Source organism: Methylobacterium sp. D48H (assembly GCF_053345715.1).
In genome coordinates, this window is the sequence record NZ_JBKFAP010000001.1 from 1,187,587 (window position 1) to 1,204,130 (window position 16,544).

Consider the following 16,544-nt stretch of genomic DNA (forward strand, 5'->3'; position numbering starts at 1 on the left):
CGATACGGGAGGGTGTGATGGCCGACTGGAACCCCGCCCTCTACACCCGCTTCGAGGACGAGCGGACCCGCCCCGCCGCCGAGCTCCTCGCCCGCGTGCCCCTCGACGCACCGCGGCTCGCCGTCGATCTCGGCTGCGGGCCGGGCAATTCCACCGCGCTGATCGCGGCGCGCTTCCCCGACGCGGAGGTGATCGGCCTCGACACCTCCCCGGCGATGCTGGAGAGCGCCCGCGCCCGCCTGCCGGGCCTGTCCTTCGCGCTGGCCGACGCCGCCACCTGGGTACCCGAGCGGGCCCCGGACCTGATCTACGCCAACGCCGTGCTGCAATGGCTGCCGGACCACGCGACCCTGCTGCCGCGGCTGTTCGGTCTCCTCGCCCCGGGCGGCGTGCTCGCCGTGCAGATGCCCGACAACCTCGCGGAGCACACCCATCGCCTGATGCGCGCGGTCGCGGCGGACGGCCCCTGGGCGGCCGCGATCGGCGATCCCGCCGTGGCCGGCCGCCTCGGGCGGATGCTGGAACCCGCCGCCTACTACGACCTGCTGGCGCCGCGCGCCGCCGCCGTCGACGTCTGGCGCACCGCCTACCACCACCGCATGGCGGACGCGGCCGCCATCGTGGACTGGGTCAGCGCGACCGGGCTCCGGCCGTTCCTCGACCCGCTGGATCCGGAGGAGCGGGCCGGCTTCCTGGCGGCCTACACCCGCGCGATCGACGCCGCCTACCCGCCGCGCAGCGACGGGCGGCGCCTGCTCGCCTTCCCGCGCGTGTTCATCGTCGCCCGCAAGGCGCCGTAGCGCGGGCCGGCACGGCGACCATCAGGCCGCGCGCACCGTTCCGAGGAAGCGGCCGACCTCCGCCCGGAGATGCGCGGATTGCCGCGACAGGTCCGCGGACGATTCCAGCACCTGACCGGCGGCAGAGCCGGTCATGTCGGCGGCTTCGGCCACGCGGGCGATGTTCGTCGTCACCTCGCCCGTGCCGGCGGCGGCCTGGGTCACATTGCGGACGATCTCCTGGGTTGCCGTGCCCTGCTGCTCGACCGCGGCCGCGATCGTCGTGGCCGCCCCGCTGATCTCGTCGACGCGCGTCGTGATGCTGCCGATCGCCGAGGCCGCCTGCTCGGTCGAGGCCTGGACGCGGGCGATCTGGCCCGCGATCTCCTCGGTGGCCCGTGCGGTCTGCTCGGCCAGCGCCTTCACCTCGGCGGCCACAACCGCGAAGCCCCGGCCGGCCTCGCCGGCGCGGGCCGCCTCGATGGTGGCGTTCAGGGCCAGCAGGTTGGTCTGGCCGGCGATGCCGCTGATCAGCGCCACAACATCACCGATCTTCATCACCGCCGCGCTCAGATCCTCCACCAGCCGCACCGTGCGCCCGGCCTCGTCGGCCGCGGCCCGCGCGAGCTGCGCGGATCCCTGGACCTGACGCCCGATCTCCTGCACCGAGCTGCCGAGCTCCTCGGCCGCCGAGGCCGCGGCCCGGACGTTGGCGGCGGCCTCCTCGGCCCCGGCCGCGACGGTGGTCGACTGGCCGGCGGTCTCCGACGCCGTGGCGGCCAGCGCCCCGGCCGTGGCCTGCAGCGCGGTGGCCGCGTCCGTGACCGTCGCGACGATGCCGCCGATGGCCTGCTCGAAGCTGTTCGCCAAGTCCGCGGTCACCCGCTTGCGGTCCCGGTCGGCCGCCGCCTGAGCCTCCGCCCGCGTCCGCGCGTCGGCCTCCGCCTGCGCCCGCAGGCCGTCGCGCAGCTTCAGCACGGCACGCCCGACCAGTCCGACCTCGTCGCGCCGCCGCGCCTCGCGCACATCCGCCCCGTAATCGCCCGCGGCCATGTCGCCGATGGTCCGGCCGAGGCCGCGGATCGGCGCCCCGACGAGACGGTGCAGCGCGCCGAAGACGGCCGCGCACCCGATCAGCACGCAGAGGACCGAGATGCCGATCAGCGTCGCGCGCGCCCGATCGGCGGCGGCCGTGAGCGTCGCCACCGGCACCGCGACGACGATCGCCCAGCGGTCGGGCGTCTCGCCCGCCTGGATATGCTGCGCCATGTAGCGCCACGGCGCCCCGTCCGGGCCCGGCGCGTCGGTCACCACCACGGCTCCCGCCGCGATCGCCTGCCGGGCCGCGTCGGCCGCCGACGCGTCGAAGCCGTGCATCGGCTTCCCGGCCGCCGCGCCGGTCGGATGCGCGACGGTCGTTCCGTTAGCCGAGACCACGGCGAGGTAGCCGGTCCCGAACGGCCTCACCGCCCCGAGGGCGGCATTCAGGGACCCGAGATCGATGTCGACGCCGGCGGTGCCGCGATACGTGCCGCCCACGGTGATCGGTGCGCCGAACGACATCATGACGACGTCCTTCCCGGCCACCGGGTAGATGTAGGGTTCGATGGCGACCAAGCGGTTCAGCCGCTTCGGCCGGAGGTAATAGGCACCGTCCGGCTCGGCCTCGTAGCCCGTGAGGACCTCGCGCTTGATCGTGCCGCTCCCGCGGTTCCAGTAAGGCATGAAGCGGCCGCTCGCGTCCGAGGAGGCCGTGCCGGCGAACGCGCGGTCGCGCCCGTCCAGGGCGTCCGGCTCCCAGCCCGTCCAGGTCGCGATCAGCTCGGGGTTGGCGCGCAGAAGCTCGCGCAGCAGCGCGTCGTAGATGTCCCGGTCCTGGATGCGGCCGGCGCGCAGGGCCGACGCGGAGGCCGCGATGCTCTCGGCAGTCTTGGCCGCTACCGCGAGGCGGAAGCGGACCTCGCGCGCCTCGTTCGACAGCGTCTCCGACTGTATCTCTGCGGCCTGCTCATCGAAGGACGCGTCGATTCGGCGGGCGAGAAAAGTCGTCCCACCCGCGAACACCGCAGCGATCAGGATGCTGCAGATCAATGCGACGCGCAGCGGGAGCGAAACCATGGTCTTAACGGTCCGAGCAAAGATACGATCGGCAAAATCTGCACGAAATTTATGGCTCGTCACTCACATCGTCAAGAATTTTTTAGACCATGAAAATATATATACAGAAGTCTTGCCGTATTAATATGTGATGCTAAAGATATATACTCGGCAACATCTAATTTGACGAAAATTGAGTTCCGCACCGGCCGCCCGGGACTGCGGGGCGGCCGGAATGGACGATCAGGCCTCGCCGCGGGCCATCAGCGCCTCGTACTCCGCGACCTCCAGCCGGCCCTCCTGGGCGACGCGGGCCTTGTCGGCATCGCTGATCACGTCGCCCGCGAGGTCGAGGCGCTTCCAGGCGGCGAGCGGGGTCTCGCGGCCGGGACGCGGCACGTACTTGTTCTGCTCGAGCTTCTGATACTTGTGGATGTAGCGCGGGCAGTTGATCCAGATCTTCGTCACCGCGACCTTCACCAGGTACTTGGCCTCGGTGTACGCGGCCAAGAGGGCGTCGTCGCGCAGCAGCGTCGCGTGGCCCTGGACGCGGATCCGGTGGGGCGTCTCGAAGTCGATGAACAGCAGGCCGACCTTGGCCTGCCCCTCGATGTTGCCCATCGAGTAGAACATGCCGTTGCCGTCGAAGCCCGGGAAGACGAGCGTCTTGTCGTCGAGCACCTTCACGAAGCCCGTGGGACCGCCCTTGTAGGAGACCGTCGGCATGCCGTCCGGGTCGACGGTCGAGAGGAAGAACATGTCGCGGGAGCCGATGAAGGCGGCCTCGTCCGGCTGGACGGTCTCGTGGACCCAGTCCTCGTCGAGACGCACGGCGAGCTTGGTGGTGCCGAACTCCTCCTGCAGCGCCCGGTGCGCGTCGGAATAGAGCGATGCCATGCGTGTCCTCTCCGCTTGCCGGTCCTCGTACGCGCGGGACCGCTGGCGGGCTTATGGCCGGGACACCCCGTGTCGGGCAACCCGGAACGCGAAGGGCCGGCCACGCCTCCGCGTGACCGGCCCCGCGCGTGCGCGGACGGGCCGGGCCCGACCGCGCGGATGCGGATCAGTTGCGGGTCTTGTCGACCAGCGCCTTCTCGGAGATCCACGGCATCATGCCGCGGAGCTTGGCGCCGACCTCCTCGATCGGGTGGGCGGCGAGCTTGGCGCGGGTCGCCTTGAACGAGGTCTGGTTGACCTTGTTCTCCAGCATCCAGTTGCGGGTGAAGGTGCCCGACTGGATGTCGTTGAGCACGCGCTTCATCTCGGCCTTGGTCTCGGGCGTGACGATGCGCGGGCCGGTGACGTACTCGCCGTACTCGGCCGTGTTGGAGATCGAGTAGTTCATGTTGGCGATGCCGCCCTCGTAGATGAGGTCGACGATCAGCTTCACCTCGTGGAGGCACTCGAAATAGGCCATCTCGGGGGCGTAGCCCGCCTCAACCAGGGTCTCGAAGCCGGCCTTGATCAGCTCGACGAGGCCGCCGCAGAGCACGGCCTGCTCGCCGAACAGGTCGGTCTCGCACTCCTCCTTGAAGGTCGTCTCGATGATGCCGGCGCGGCCGCCGCCATTCGCCGAGGCGTAGGACAGGCCGAGGTCGTGGGCGTTTCCGCTCGCGTCCTGCGCGATGGCGATCAGGGTCGGCACGCCGCCGCCGCGGAGGTACTCGGAGCGCACGGTGTGGCCGGGGCCCTTCGGGGCGACCATCAGGACGTCGAGGTCCTTGCGCGGCTCGATCAGGTTGAAGTGGACGTTGAGGCCGTGGGCGAACAGGAGCGCGGCGCCCTGCTTCATGTTGCCCTCGAGGGACTCGCGGTAGATGTCGCCCTGCAGCTCGTCGGGGGTCAGCATCATCACCACGTCGGCCCACTTGGCGGCCTCGGCGACCGACAAGACCTTGAAGCCCTCGGCTTCCGCCTTCTTGGCGGTGGCGGAGCCCTCGCGGAGCGCGATGACGATGTCCTTCACGCCGGAATCGCGCAGGTTGAGCGCGTGGGCGTGGCCCTGGCTGCCGTAGCCGACGATGGCGACCTTCTTGCCCTTGATCAGGTTCAGGTCGGCGTCACGATCGTAATACACCCGCATGTCTGTCTCCTCTTAGACTTGGTGTTTCGGGTCGGGTTTGGCCCGGCCGTAGAGGGCCAGGAACTGCTCGACGGCGCGGCCCGCGTCGCGCCGGATCTCGGCCCCGTCGAGGTCGAGGGTCTCGCCGAGCAGAAGGCGGATCTGGATATCCCGGCCGACGAGGCCGAAGAAGGTGCGGAAGGCAGCCTCGCTGTCGGCGAAGCTCAGCAGGCCGGCGGCGCGCCCCGCCTCCAGCACGGGCTTCACCCGCTCGCCGATCGCGAAGCGCCCATTCGCCAGGACGATGCCGCCGAGATTGCTCTTGCGCGAGCCCGCATGCGCGATGGCGATGCGGTTCAGCGCCACCGAGGTCGGGCCGGTGATGACCTCAAGCCACGTCACGGCGAAGTCCTGCAGGCGCTCCCGCAGGGTCGCGCCGTCGAGCACCTGCGCGCTGTCGTTCCCGGCATGGACCCGGGAGGCCTGCCAGCGCACCGTCGCGGTCAGCAACCCGTCTCGGTCGCCGAACCACTTGTAGAGCGTCTCCTTCGAGCAGCTCGCCCGGCGCGCGACCGCGTCCATGGTGAGCTGCTCGCCGTCCTCGACCATGAGGCCGAGCACGGCGTCCAGCACCGCCTGCTGGCGTGCCGACGGCTCTTCCCGCTCTGCTGTCGCGCTGGCCTGCATCATCTCGAATGGCGTACCGTACCGTACGGTACGCGCTTTAGGCCGATTCGTAGGGCGCGGCAAGGGGGTGCCGTGACCGCACCTGCTAGCGGGGGAGCGGCAGCCCTTCGCGGGCGAAGACGGCCTGGACAGCCGGGCGCTCGGCGACCCGGCGCGCATGGGCGGTCCAGGCCGGGAAGCGCCCGGCCATGTCGAACCGGAGCACCGGGCCGTTGGCCCAGAACCAGAAGACCGTCAGGTAGGCGTCGACGACGCTGAACCGGTCGCCCACCGCCCAGCCGCCGTGCGACAGGCGCACCTCGGTCATGGTGGCGAGGTCCGCGTAGGTGTTGGCCGCCTTCGCCTTGATGCCCTCGAAGGCGCTCTCGTCCTCGGTGTAGCGCTCGGGCCGGCGGACATGGGCGTAGGTCACGTGGTGGTTGCAGGCGAGCCAGCCGAGCCACTCGTCGGCGGCGGCCTGCTCGCGGAGATCCGTGGGCCAGAGCCCCTTCTCCGGCACCTGACGAGCGACGTGGCGCATGATGGCCGCGCACTCGGTGAGCACCCAGCCGTCCTCGGTCAGCGCCGGCACGCGGCCGCGATCGTTGATCGCGAGGTATTCCGGCCGGCGCTGGTCGCCCGCGGCGAGATCGAGCTTGAGGCCCTCGTAGGGCAGCCCGGATTCCTCCAGGATGATGTGGGCGGCGAGCGAGCAGGCGCCGGGGGCGTAGTAGAGGGTGCGGGCGGTCATGAAAGCCTGTCTGCTGTGGAAAGCATACGAAGAGCGCGCGTATCTCAGACCGTAAGGCCGAGCAGCGTCCTGAGCTTGCCGCGCACGTCGGCCACGATCTCATCGGGCGCGCTGCCAAGACTCCTCAGGATGCGTGTAGCCCTGTCGATCGAGCGGACTTGATCCACCAAGACAGCGCCAGTGACGGAAAGGCCCGCCGGCAGGAACACTTTCGTCGGCCACGGATGCGGATTGCGCGTGATCGGACAGACAATCACGCGACGCGTCAACTGGTTCATGTTCGGATCCGACACGACAAGCGCGGGCCGAATACCCTTTTGTTCCGTGCCGCGAACCGGCTCAAGATCGACGAGCAGGAGTTCGCCCGGCTTCGGCTGCCAGTCAGTATGGGTCGTTGTCGTCATCGATGATCTCGGACCCGCGATCCGGTCCCCAATCGACCGTCGGCGGCTCGGCCTCCGGGCCCAGACGCCGGGCCTCGGCGATCATCTCCTCGAGGGTGTAGACCGGCAGCCCGTCGACATACCGACGCCCGGCCCATTGCGTCGGCTCGGGCTGCGGCGAGCGCTTCGAGACGATCTCCACGGTCTCGCCCTCACGGATGCCGAGTTCCTCGGCCTCCGCACTGCTGAGCCGCACGGCGAGATCGTCGCCCCAGCGAATGACCTTGGCTTCCATCGCTCCGCCTCCTGCGGGGACGGCGCATCGTAGCAGATTCGGGCCGCCGGATCCTACAGCGGCTCCGCCCCGCGCCCCATCGCGGAGATGCCGGTGCGGCAGATCTCCACCAGCCCGATCACGCTCATCAGGCGGACGAACCGGTCGATCTCCTCGGTGGCACCGGTCAACTCGAACACGAAGGAGTTGAGCGTGGCGTCCAGCGTCTTGGCGCCGAAGGCGGCGGCCAGCCGCAGGGCCTCGCTGCGGTGCTCGCCCTCGCCCTTCACCTTCACGAGGCAGATCTCGCGCTCGATGGCGTTGCCCTGGAGCGTGAGGTCCACGACCCGGTGCACCGGAACCAGCCGGTCAAGCTGCGCCTTGATCTGCTCGATCACGGCGTTCGTCCCGGTGGTCACGATGGTGATGCGCGAGATGTGGCGCGCCTCCTCGGTCTCGGAGACGGTCAGGCTCTCGATATTGTAGCCTCGGCCGGAGAACAGGCCCGAGATGCGGGCGAGCACGCCGGGCTCGTTGTCGACGATCACCGCCAGCGTGTGCCGGTTCACCGGCTCGACGCGGACGACATCGGGGTAGTGGGTGTTCATCGCGTTCATCGCCGGTCTCGTCCTCGTCGTTCGACCCATCGCCGCCGCAGCGGCGGATCGCGGCCCGGCGGTGACGCCGGGCCGCCCGCCCTCACACCAGCATCTTGCCTTCCTCGGAGATCACGTCGCCGAGCTCGACGCCGGTCTCGCCGAGGTAATCGGACAGGAGCATCTCGTTGTGCGCCTTGCCCGACGGGATCATCGGGAAGCAGTTCTCGGTCTTGTCGACGATGCAGTCGAAGATCACCGGGCCGTCATGGGCGAGCATCTCCGCGATGGCGCCGTCGAGGTCGCCAGGCTTCTCGCAGCGCATGCCCTTGGCACCGTAGGCCTCCGCGAGCTTCACGAAGTCCGGCAGGCTCTCCGAGTAGCTCTGCGAGTAGCGCGAACCGTGCAGCAGCTCCTGCCACTGGCGGACCATGCCCATGTACTCGTTGTTCAGGATGAACACCTTGATCGGCAGGCGGTACTGCACCGCCGTCGACATCTCCTGCATGTTCATCAGGATCGAGGCCTCGCCCGCGATGTCGATCACGAGCCCGTTCGGGTGCGCGAGCTGGGTGCCGATCGCCGCCGGCAGGCCGTAGCCCATCGTGCCGAGGCCGCCCGACGTCATCCAGCGGTTCGGCTCGTCGTACTTGAAGTACTGGGCGGCCCACATCTGGTGCTGACCGACCTCGGTGGTGATGTAGGTCTCGCGGTCCTTGCAGGCCTCGTAGAGGCGCTGCACGGCGTATTGCGGCTTGATGATCGTGCCCGACGGCCAGTAGGCGAGGCAGTCCCGCGCCTTCCAGGCGCTGATCTTCTGGAACCACGGATCGAGGTTCGACTTGTCGGGCCGCGACGGCAGGGCGCGCCACGCCTCCAGCATGTCGCCGAGCACCGAGGCGCAGTCGCCGACGATCCCGACATCGACCTTCACGACCTTGTTGATCGAGGAGGCGTCGACGTCGATGTGGATCTTCTTGGAGAAGGGCGAGAACGCGTCGAGCCGGCCGGTGATCCGGTCGTCGAACCGCGCGCCGACGCAGATCATCACGTCGCACTCGTGCATCGCGAGATTGGCCTCGTAGGTCCCGTGCATGCCGAGCATGCCCAGGAACTTCTCGTCCGTGCCCGGATAGGCGCCGAGCCCCATCAGGGTCGAGGTGATCGGGAAGCCGGTCTCGCGGACGAGCTCGCGCAGCAGCCGCGAGGCCTCTGGGCCCGAGTTGATCACGCCGCCGCCGGTGTAGAAGACCGGCCGCCGTGCGGTCGCCATCAGCTCGACGGCCGCGCGGATCCGGTCGGCGTCGCCCTTCACGGCCGGGCGGTACGTCTTGTGGCTCGCGATCTCCGGACGCTCGTAGAGGCCCGAGGCGAACTGAATGTCCTTGGGCAGATCGACGACGACCGGGCCCGGCCGGCCGTTCGCCGCGACGTAGAACGCCTCGTGCAAGATGCGCGGCAGGTCGTCGATCGATTTGACCAGGTAATTGTGCTTCGTGCAGTGGCGCGTGATGCCGACCGTGTCGCATTCCTGGAACGCGTCGGTGCCGATCAGGTGCGTCGGGACCTGGCCGGTGATGCAGACGAGCGGGATCGAATCCAGCATCGCGTCGGTGAGCCCGGTGACGATGTTGGTCGCGCCGGGGCCCGAGGTGACGAGGACGCAGCCGACCTTGCCGGACGAGCGGGCGTAGCCCTCCGCGGCGTGGACGGCGCCCTGCTCGTGGCGGACGAGGATGTGCTTGACGGCGTTCTGGTGGAAGAGCGCGTCGTAGATCGGAAGTACGGCGCCGCCCGGGTACCCGAACAGCGTGTCGACACCCTGATCCTGGAAGGCCCGGATGACCATCTCGGCCCCGGTCATGACCTCGCCGCCCATGCTCGTCTCCTCGCGCTCTCCGGAGCCACCGCGATCCCGTGATCGCCGCCCTGCCCCGTCCTCTCTCCCGGCACCCCCGTCACGCGGGGCGGTCTCCGCCTCGCCCGAAGGTGCCTCTCGCCCCGGATCTCCGTCCGTCCCAGTCCTGTCCCGCCCGGACGCGGGCAACAAAAAAGGGCCCCGAGGGACCCTGCATGCGCCACCGCCCGGATCGCGGCCCTCGTTCAGGGCCGCCCCGTCGGTGACGCTACCGCTACAATAAGGACCGTCGTCATCGGAAACCCGAACCTGCCCCGCGGCGGCCACATGATCCGGAACTGGCTCATGGTCGGCACGCGAAGTGTCGGGCCTCTTAGCGGAGAGCGCGGAGCGGGTCAACGCGTCCGGCGCTTGTTTGCGCCGGCTGGATCGTCGAGCCGCCCCTCAGTTCAGCGGCGGCGGGAAGCGGCGGACCCAGTTGCTCGCCGCGTCGTAGGCGGCGCCGAGTTGCAGGCAGGCGAGCTCGCCGTGGTTCGGGCCGACGATCTGGATGCCGGTGGGCAGACCGGCCTCGCCGAAGCCCGCCGGCACGGCGAGCGACGGGAGGCCCGACATCGTCGCGGGGATCGTGATCTGCATCCAGCGGTGGTAGGTGTCCATCGCCCGTCCGCCCACCGTCTCGGGCCAGCGCAGGCCCTTGTCGAACGGGAAGACCTGGGCGCTGGGCATGACCACGTAGTCGTAGGTCTCCATGAAGCGGCGCAGGGTCTCGTACCAGCGGGTGCGCCCCTCCAGCGCCGCGATGATCCGGTCGGCGCCGAGCGCCAGCCCCCGCTCGACCTCCCAGGCCGCCTCCGGCTTCAGCAAGGCCCGGTGGCGGGGCTCGTCGTAGAACGGGCGGAGGTTCGCCGCGACGGTGAAGGCCCGCAGCACCAGCCAGTCCTGCCAGAGGGTCTCCATGTCGTAGCGCGGCATCGCCTCCTCGACGGTGCAGCCGATCTCCGCGAAGGTGGCGAGCGCCGAACGCCCGACGTCGAGCACGCCGGGATCGAACGGGATCTGGCCGCCGCAATCCCCGAGCCACGCGATCCGGGTCCCGCGGAAGTCGCGGGCGAGCGGGCTCGCGAAGGCGGACGGGTCCTGCCGAATGGCGTTCGGGCAGCGCGGGTCGTAGCCCGCCAGCACCGAGAGCATCAGGCCGATATCGCCGGGCGTGCGCCCGATCGCCCCGAGCACGCCGAGGTTCGGGCTGAACACGTCCTTGGCCTCGGCGGGGATCCGGCCCCAGCTCGGGCGCAGGCCGTAGCAGTTGTTGAAGGCCGGCGGGTTGCGCAGGGAGCCGGCATGGTCGCTGCCGTCGGCGACCGGCTGCATCCGCAAGGCGACTGCGACCGCGGCGCCGCCGCTCGAGCCGCCCCCGGTCTTGGCCGGATCGTAGGCGTTGCCGGTGGCGCCGTAGACCGGGTTGAAGCTGTGCGAGCCGAGGCCGAACTCGGGGATGTTGGTCTTGCCGATGAAGATTGCCCCGGCGGCGCGCAGGCGCGTCACCATGATCGAGTCGGTGTCGGCGACCCGGTCGGCGAAGATCGGGGAGCCCTGCGTGAACCGCAGGCCGCGGACCGGATCGAGATCCTTCACGGCCAGCGGGAAGCCGTGCAGCGGCCCGACGGCGTCTCCCCGCGCCAGCGCGGCGTCGGCGGCCTCGGCCTCCCGCAGGAGCGCGGCATCGTCGGCGAGGCCCACGAGGGCGTTCACCTGCGGGTTGATCCGGTGGATCCGCTCCAGATAGGCGCGCATCACCTCCGCGCAGGAGACGACCCGGCCGCGAATGGCGGCCGCGAGGTCCACCGCGCCCATGGCGGTGATGCCGTCCTGTCGCGCGTCCTGCATCTTGCCCTCCCCCGGATCAACGGAAGATCGGTAACCGGAGGTTGGATCCAGGCAAAGATGGCTCTGGCTGATTGGATGGAGTGCCGATCATCGTCGTTGCGAGCGCAGCGAAGCGATCCAGTGTCGCGCGACGATCACCGATGTCGCGCATCCCTGGGTCGCTTCGCTGCGCTCGCGATGACGGAGCGCACCCATCGCCCTGATTCGCTATACCACCGACCAGGGCAGCGTCTCCTCGCCGCGGAACACGACGACTGCCGTGTCGTCGACCGCGACGGCCTCGGCGATGCGGCTCTCCCGCCGCTCGAGAGTGACGGTCTTGGCATTCGGCTCCAGCCCGTGGAAGCGGGCGCCGTTGAGCGACGCGAAGGCCTCGAACTTGTCGAGCGCCCCCTCCTCGTCGAAGACCTGCACGTAGGTCTGGAGCGCGGAAGGCCCGCAGAACACGCCGGCGCAGCCGCAGGACGCCTCCTTGGCCCCGCGGACATGCGGCGCGGTGTCGGTGCCGAGATAGAAGCAGGCCTCGCCGGAGGTCGCGGCTTCGCGCAGGGCCAAACGGTGCCGCTCGCGCTTGGCCACCGGCAGGCAGTAGAGGTGCGGGCGCAGCCCCCCCTGGAAGATGTGCGTCCTGTTGATCACGAGGTGGTGCGGCGTGATCGTCGCCGCGCACCGGCCGCGGTGCTCCCGGACCACGTCGAGGATCTCCGCCGTGGTGGCGTGCTCGACGGTGACCTTCAGCCCCTGATGGCGAGCGAGCAGCGGGATCAAGCTGCCCTCCATGAAGGCGGCCTCGCGGTCGAAGATGTCGATCTCCGGGTCGGTCGCCTCGCCGTGGATCAGGAGCGGCATGCCGATCCGCTCCATGCGCTCCAGGACGGGGGTAATGCCGACGAGGTCCGTGACGCCCGCGTGCGAGTTCGTGGTCGCCCCGGCCGGGTAGAGCTTCGCAGCGACCCAGACCTTCTCAGCGAAGCCCCGCTCGATCTCGTCCGGGTCGGTGTCGTCCCGCAGGTAGCAGGTCATCAGCGGGGTGAAGTCCATGCCGGCGGGCAGGGCCGCCAGGATGCGCTCCCGGTAGGCCTGCGCCGCGGCGACCGTTGTCACCGGCGGCACGAGGTTCGGCATGATGATGCCCCGGGCGAACTGCGCCGCCGTGTAGGGCAGCACCGCCTTCAGCATCGCGCCGTCGCGCAGGTGGATGTGCCAGTCGTCCGGCCGCCGGATCGTGATCCGGTCGACGGTCTTCGCGTCCTGGCGCTCGGCGGGGAACAGGTCGGCGACGCTCATCGCGGGATGCCCCTCAGGCCTGGCCGAAGGCGGAGATGCCGCCATGGGCCGCCGACCACTCCGCCGGCGCGTTGAGGAAGCGCTCGACCTCGGCCAGCGTCTTCGGGTCGAAGGTGCCCATCTCCTTGGCCACCGCCAGCACGTCCCACCACGTGGTGAGATAGTGGAGCTTGATACCGATCTCCTCCATCAGCGCGGCGCTGTCGGGGAAGATGTCGTAGTAGAACAGCACGAAGCAGTGATCGACCTGGGCGCCCGAATCGCGGAGGGCCTTGCAGAAATTGACCTTGCTGCGCCCGTCGGTGGCGAGGTCCTCGACGAGCAGCGTCCGGGCGCCCTCGACGATCTCGCCCTCGATCTGGGCGTTGCGGCCGAACCCCTTGGGCTTCTTCCGGATGTACTGCATCGGCAGCATCATCCGGTCGGCGATCCAGGCCGCGAAGGGGATGCCGGCGGTCTCGCCGCCGGCGATGTGGGTCAGCTTCTCGTAGCCGATCTCGCGCACGATGGTGGCGGTGGCGAAATCCATCAGCGTCGAGCGCAGGCGCGGGAACGAGATGATCTTCCGGCTGTCGGTGTAGACCGGGCTCGCCCAACCCGAGGTGAACTTGAACGGCTCGTCCTTGTAGAAGAGCACCGCCTCGATCTCGAGGAACATCTTGGCCGCCTCGCGGGCGATCACTTTCCGGTCGAGGGGCAGGAAGGGGCTGGTCATGCGGCGTGCGCGCTCCGCTTGGGGCGCTCTCCGGGGCCTTGAGAACCGGTCCGGCCAGAGAGATCGCGTGGGAATAGGGCCTGACCGCCCTCCTCCGCCCTGTCTCCGCCAGCGTCAACCCTGATCGCGGCGCTATCCGCGCCTCACGCAGGTCTGCCGGCCCGCAGATGCGCGAGGTGCCGGATCGCCAGCGCGTAGCCGTGCGTGCCGAATCCCGCCAGCACGGCCGTGGCCGCGAGCGAGATGTAGGAATGGTGGCGGAAGGCCTCGCGGCGGTGAACGTTCGAGATGTGGCACTCGATCACCGGCACCTCGCAGGTGTTCAGCGCGTCGAGGATGGCGACCGAGGTGTGGGTGTAGGCGCCCGCGTTGATGACGATGCCGGCCGAGCCGACGCGGTACTCGTGGATCGCGTCGATCAGCACGTGCTCGGCGTTGCTCTGGCGGAAATCGACCGCGAGGCCGAGGCCGGCGGCCGTCTCGCGGCACAGGGCCTCGACGTCGGCCAGCGTCTCGCGGCCGTAGATCTCCGGCTGGCGCTTGCCGAGCAGGTTCAGGTTCGGCCCGTTCAGGACCAGGACGGTGTCGTTCATCGTGTGCCTCGCGGGTCGAGAGGTGCGGCAAGCGCCCGCAAGACTCAAGTCCGGGCTGTCATCCGGTCGGAGATGTCCCGCACACGGAGCTGCCGCCCGCGCCGGGCGGTTCAGATCCGGATCCCGCGGCGCTATCCCGGTCGCGGAAGCCCGATGCGGCAGGGAGGACAGGCGAATGGCAGGATCCCGGAGCGACGCGCCCGTGGTGATCGCGGTGGCGATCACCGGCTCGGTGCCGCGCAAGACCGACAACCCGGCCGTTCCGGTCACCGTGCCCGAGCAGATCGAGTCGACGCAGCAGGCCTTCGAGGCCGGCGCCACGCTCTGCCACATCCACGTGCGCAACGACGACGAGTCGCCCTCCTCCGATCCGGACAGGTTCGCCGCCGTGCAGGAGGGGCTGCGCCGGCACTGCCCGGGGATGATCGTGCAGTTCTCGACGGGCGGGCGCGGGCGCGACCCGGCCGCCCGCGGCCTCTCGCTCAAGCACCGGCCCGACATGGCTTCCCTGTCCACCGGCTCGGTGAACTTCCCGACGATCGTCTACGAGAATTCCGCGAGCCTCGTGACCGACCTCGCCGGCCAGATGAAGCAGTACGGCGTCCGTCCCGAGATCGAGATCTTCGACCTCTCGCACCTGCACGGCGCCAAGCGGCTGGTGGAGGCGGGCCTGATCGACGCGCGCCCGCACGTGCAGTTCGTCATGGGCGTCCAGAACGCGATGCCGGCCGAGGAGCACCTCCTCGACATCCTGCTCGCCGAGACCCGGCGGATCCTGCCGGAGGCGACCTGGACGGCGGCCGGGATCGGGCGCAACCAAGCGATCGTGATGGACTGGGCGCTCGCCCGCGGGGCGGACGCGGTCCGCACCGGCCTGGAGGACAACATCCGGGTGACGAAGGACCGCTTGGCGGCGAGCAACGCCGAGCTCGTCGGCCTCGCCGCCGAGGCGGTGGCGCGCCACGGCCGCCGCGTCGCCACGCCCGCGGAGGCCCGCGCCGCCCTGGGCCTGGGTTGAGCGCGCGCGGATGTTGCCGCGGTCGCGCGGTGGAGACGGCACCGGATCCATGCGCCTCACGACACGCACGCCGTCCCGACCGCGATCCCTGATCGTCGGCTGCGCCGCCGCGGCCTGCGCGCTCCTGGCCGTGGCCTCGGAGGCCCCCGGTCAGGCCGGACCGGGATCGGCGGAGGCGCTCGTGAACGGGATCCAGACCATTCGGCGCGGCGACACTGTCACGAAGGTCGACCGGACCGGCAAGGGTGCGGTGCTGTGCATGCGCGGCATCCTGCAGGCGATGCGCACCGTCGGACAGGCGTGCCACGCCGGCGCCGACCCGGACTTCCAGCAGGAACTGCGCGCCGCGCTCGCGCGCATCGATCGCTTCATCGCCGACAACGCCCCGGACGGGGCCGTCCCGTCGCGCGACGGGATGACGGAACCGGAGCAGCGGCCCGGCGCGGTCTGCGGCCGCGACGCGGAGGCCCTGTACGAGGCCCTGCGGACCGGCGGCGCCGCGGGCCTGCGCGCCCAGGTCGACGACCTGCTCTCGATCCCGCGCGAGCCGGTCATGAATCCGTGCCTGTGAGCCGGCCGGCGACGTCGCGGTTTCGGGACGTCGCCCGCGCGGCGGCGATCCCGACCCACCTTCTCACGGCCGACCCGGCGTGCTAACGATCCGCCCGCGCGGGTGTAGCTCAATGGTAGAGCAGCAGCCTTCCAAGCTGAATACCCGGGTTCGATTCCCGGTACCCGCTCCAAGCCCGCCGCGCTCTGCGCCTTCGGGCTCACCCGTCAGACCCCGTCAAGCGACGCCCGTGAAGAAGGTGGCGTAGCCGTCGTCGTGCACCCGGGCGAGATAGGCCCGGTACAGCGCGTAGCCCGGCGCCTCCGGCCCGATCCGCCCGTACCCGTGTGCGCCAGCCTGCTCGGGCAGCAGTGCCAGGGGCGCAGCAGCCGGGGTCAGCTGCGTGCCGCGCCCGGCGTGGAGCGTCGTCAGGACCCCGTACATCTCGCCCTGGATGTTGGGGCGGCACAGCACCGCGAGGCGGTGCTGCCCGTGCCAGTTGGTCACGAGGTAGATCATGCCCGACTGGCTCGGCACGGCGACGCTGCCGGACTGCGCGAAGGGGGCGTCGAGCCGCTCGGCCTCGCGGAAGACGAGGCGGGCCGCGTCCGCGTCCCAGGCGATCTCGGTGCGGTAGGCGAAGATCGCGCCCGCCGACCCGAACGACGGACGCAGGGTGAGGTAGCGCCCCTCGATCCAGGCGACGCTCTCCCGCGAGTAGGAGCCGAGCTCGTCGGGCGCGTGACGGGCCGCCTCCGGGGCCGGTCGCCCCGTCTCCTGGCGCAGGGACTGGCCCAGGGCTTCCTCCAGGCGGATCGTCGTCGCCAGGGTGAAGGGCCTGCGGCCGGCGAGCGCCTTCTCCAGGGTCGAGATGCTGATCCGGGCCTCCTCGGCCAGCGTCTGCCGGGAGATGCGCCGGCGGGCCAGCGCCTCGCGCACGGTCTGGGCAATGGCGCGGCTCTGCGCCTCGGACAGTTCGATCTCGCTCACAGGCACGGCTCGCACGGGCTTGACCCGCACAGATC

At 70.3% G+C, this 16,544-nt stretch carries 17 protein-coding genes and 1 tRNA gene; 4 read left to right on the plus strand and 14 right to left on the minus strand.

Translation table 11 applies throughout. From position 1 onward, the window contains the following. Positions 1-17: 17 nt before the first annotated feature. The gene (gene tam / locus ACLBX8_RS05800) at positions 18-800 is read left to right on the plus strand and encodes a trans-aconitate 2-methyltransferase (protein WP_091679265.1); all 783 of its coding nucleotides are present in this window, start codon (positions 18-20) and stop codon (positions 798-800) included. Positions 801-821: 21 nt separating this feature from the next. Here tam and ACLBX8_RS05805 read toward each other — a convergent pair whose 3' ends face one another. The 13 genes from ACLBX8_RS05805 to aroQ all read right to left on the minus strand — a co-directional run bounded on the left by ACLBX8_RS05805 (position 822) and on the right by aroQ (position 13,951). After that, positions 822-2,897 carry a methyl-accepting chemotaxis protein gene (locus ACLBX8_RS05805; RefSeq protein WP_447698364.1) on the minus strand — a complete coding sequence of 692 codons (2,076 nt, stop codon included), beginning with the start codon at positions 2,895-2,897 and terminating at the stop codon, positions 822-824. Between the two features lie 222 nt (positions 2,898-3,119). Beyond that, positions 3,120-3,773 (minus strand): pyridoxamine 5'-phosphate oxidase family protein, encoded by a 654-nt coding sequence (locus tag ACLBX8_RS05810; protein WP_020090721.1) that lies wholly within the window; start codon positions 3,771-3,773, stop codon positions 3,120-3,122. Positions 3,774-3,939: 166 nt separating this feature from the next. Beyond that, on the minus strand, positions 3,940-4,959 hold the full coding sequence (gene ilvC / locus ACLBX8_RS05815) for a ketol-acid reductoisomerase (protein WP_056531609.1): 1,020 nt from the start codon (positions 4,957-4,959) through the stop codon (positions 3,940-3,942). A gap of 12 nt (positions 4,960-4,971) precedes the next feature. Continuing rightward, positions 4,972-5,628, minus strand: coding sequence for a TetR/AcrR family transcriptional regulator C-terminal domain-containing protein (locus ACLBX8_RS05820; RefSeq protein ID WP_447698363.1), 657 nt, complete (start codon positions 5,626-5,628; stop codon positions 4,972-4,974). 82 nt (positions 5,629-5,710) lie between these two features. Then, on the minus strand, positions 5,711-6,355 hold the full coding sequence (locus ACLBX8_RS05825; RefSeq protein ID WP_091977792.1) for a glutathione S-transferase family protein: 645 nt from the start codon (positions 6,353-6,355) through the stop codon (positions 5,711-5,713). A gap of 44 nt (positions 6,356-6,399) precedes the next feature. Beyond that, a complete protein-coding gene (locus ACLBX8_RS05830; RefSeq protein ID WP_447698362.1) occupies positions 6,400-6,759 on the minus strand; it encodes a type II toxin-antitoxin system PemK/MazF family toxin in 360 nt (119 codons plus the stop codon). Then, positions 6,737-7,033 (minus strand): AbrB/MazE/SpoVT family DNA-binding domain-containing protein, encoded by a 297-nt coding sequence (locus ACLBX8_RS05835; protein ID WP_447698361.1) that lies wholly within the window; start codon positions 7,031-7,033, stop codon positions 6,737-6,739. The genes ACLBX8_RS05830 and ACLBX8_RS05835 overlap by 23 nt, the downstream gene beginning before the upstream one ends. A 53-nt stretch (positions 7,034-7,086) precedes the next feature. Next, the gene (ilvN, locus tag ACLBX8_RS05840) at positions 7,087-7,629 is read right to left on the minus strand and encodes an acetolactate synthase small subunit (RefSeq protein ID WP_447698360.1); all 543 of its coding nucleotides are present in this window, start codon (positions 7,627-7,629) and stop codon (positions 7,087-7,089) included. Between the two features lie 82 nt (positions 7,630-7,711). Further along, a complete protein-coding gene (locus ACLBX8_RS05845) occupies positions 7,712-9,487 on the minus strand; it encodes an acetolactate synthase 3 large subunit (protein ID WP_100250623.1) in 1,776 nt (591 codons plus the stop codon). 423 nt (positions 9,488-9,910) lie between these two features. Continuing rightward, entirely contained in the window at positions 9,911-11,356 is a 1,446-nt protein-coding gene (locus ACLBX8_RS05850; protein ID WP_447698359.1) for an amidase, read from the minus strand. Between the two features lie 207 nt (positions 11,357-11,563). Further along, positions 11,564-12,643: a dihydroorotase gene (gene pyrC / locus ACLBX8_RS05855; protein ID WP_447698358.1), complete on the minus strand. Its 1,080-nt coding sequence runs from the start codon at positions 12,641-12,643 to the stop codon at positions 11,564-11,566. A 13-nt stretch (positions 12,644-12,656) separates the two neighbouring features. Then, positions 12,657-13,358 carry an orotate phosphoribosyltransferase gene (locus ACLBX8_RS05860; RefSeq protein WP_056531596.1) on the minus strand — a complete coding sequence of 234 codons (702 nt, stop codon included), beginning with the start codon at positions 13,356-13,358 and terminating at the stop codon, positions 12,657-12,659. Between the two features lie 143 nt (positions 13,359-13,501). Beyond that, complete coding sequence (aroQ, locus tag ACLBX8_RS05865; protein WP_091977797.1) at positions 13,502-13,951, minus strand: type II 3-dehydroquinate dehydratase; 450 nt, start codon at positions 13,949-13,951, stop codon at positions 13,502-13,504. Positions 13,952-14,126: 175 nt separating this feature from the next. Between aroQ and ACLBX8_RS05870 the strand changes: the two genes are divergently transcribed. The 3 genes from ACLBX8_RS05870 to ACLBX8_RS05880 all read left to right on the plus strand — a co-directional run bounded on the left by ACLBX8_RS05870 (position 14,127) and on the right by ACLBX8_RS05880 (position 15,712). After that, positions 14,127-14,969 carry a BKACE family enzyme gene (locus ACLBX8_RS05870; RefSeq protein WP_331299386.1) on the plus strand — a complete coding sequence of 281 codons (843 nt, stop codon included), beginning with the start codon at positions 14,127-14,129 and terminating at the stop codon, positions 14,967-14,969. Positions 14,970-15,018: 49 nt separating this feature from the next. Next, on the plus strand, positions 15,019-15,540 hold the full coding sequence (locus ACLBX8_RS05875) for a hypothetical protein (protein WP_447698357.1): 522 nt from the start codon (positions 15,019-15,021) through the stop codon (positions 15,538-15,540). A 98-nt stretch (positions 15,541-15,638) separates the two neighbouring features. After that, a tRNA-Gly gene (locus ACLBX8_RS05880) sits at positions 15,639-15,712 on the plus strand. A 44-nt stretch (positions 15,713-15,756) separates the two neighbouring features. On the opposite strand, the gene ACLBX8_RS05885 is transcribed toward ACLBX8_RS05880, so the two are convergent. Then, complete coding sequence (locus ACLBX8_RS05885; RefSeq protein WP_447698356.1) at positions 15,757-16,509, minus strand: helix-turn-helix domain-containing protein; 753 nt, start codon at positions 16,507-16,509, stop codon at positions 15,757-15,759. Positions 16,510-16,544: the final 35 nt, after the last annotated feature.

Coding starts and splice junctions, on each gene's coding strand:
- ACLBX8_RS05820 (WP_447698363.1), bottom strand. CDS start 5,628: ATGATGCAGGCCAGCGCGACAGCAGAGCGGGAAGAGCCGTCGGCACGC.
- ACLBX8_RS05835 (WP_447698361.1), bottom strand. CDS start 7,033: ATGGAAGCCAAGGTCATTCGCTGGGGCGACGATCTCGCCGTGCGGCTC.
- ACLBX8_RS05810 (WP_020090721.1), bottom strand. CDS start 3,773: ATGGCATCGCTCTATTCCGACGCGCACCGGGCGCTGCAGGAGGAGTTC.
- ACLBX8_RS05875 (WP_447698357.1), top strand. CDS start 15,019: ATGCGCCTCACGACACGCACGCCGTCCCGACCGCGATCCCTGATCGTC.
- ACLBX8_RS05825 (WP_091977792.1), bottom strand. CDS start 6,355: ATGACCGCCCGCACCCTCTACTACGCCCCCGGCGCCTGCTCGCTCGCC.
- aroQ (WP_091977797.1), bottom strand. CDS start 13,951: ATGAACGACACCGTCCTGGTCCTGAACGGGCCGAACCTGAACCTGCTC.
- ACLBX8_RS05845 (WP_100250623.1), bottom strand. CDS start 9,487: ATGGGCGGCGAGGTCATGACCGGGGCCGAGATGGTCATCCGGGCCTTC.
- ACLBX8_RS05805 (WP_447698364.1), bottom strand. CDS start 2,897: ATGGTTTCGCTCCCGCTGCGCGTCGCATTGATCTGCAGCATCCTGATC.
- ilvC (WP_056531609.1), bottom strand. CDS start 4,959: ATGCGGGTGTATTACGATCGTGACGCCGACCTGAACCTGATCAAGGGC.
- ACLBX8_RS05830 (WP_447698362.1), bottom strand. CDS start 6,759: ATGACGACAACGACCCATACTGACTGGCAGCCGAAGCCGGGCGAACTC.
- tam (WP_091679265.1), top strand. CDS start 18: ATGGCCGACTGGAACCCCGCCCTCTACACCCGCTTCGAGGACGAGCGG.
- pyrC (WP_447698358.1), bottom strand. CDS start 12,643: ATGAGCGTCGCCGACCTGTTCCCCGCCGAGCGCCAGGACGCGAAGACC.
- ilvN (WP_447698360.1), bottom strand. CDS start 7,629: ATGAACGCGATGAACACCCACTACCCCGATGTCGTCCGCGTCGAGCCG.
- ACLBX8_RS05870 (WP_331299386.1), top strand. CDS start 14,127: ATGGCAGGATCCCGGAGCGACGCGCCCGTGGTGATCGCGGTGGCGATC.
- ACLBX8_RS05850 (WP_447698359.1), bottom strand. CDS start 11,356: ATGCAGGACGCGCGACAGGACGGCATCACCGCCATGGGCGCGGTGGAC.
- ACLBX8_RS05860 (WP_056531596.1), bottom strand. CDS start 13,358: ATGACCAGCCCCTTCCTGCCCCTCGACCGGAAAGTGATCGCCCGCGAG.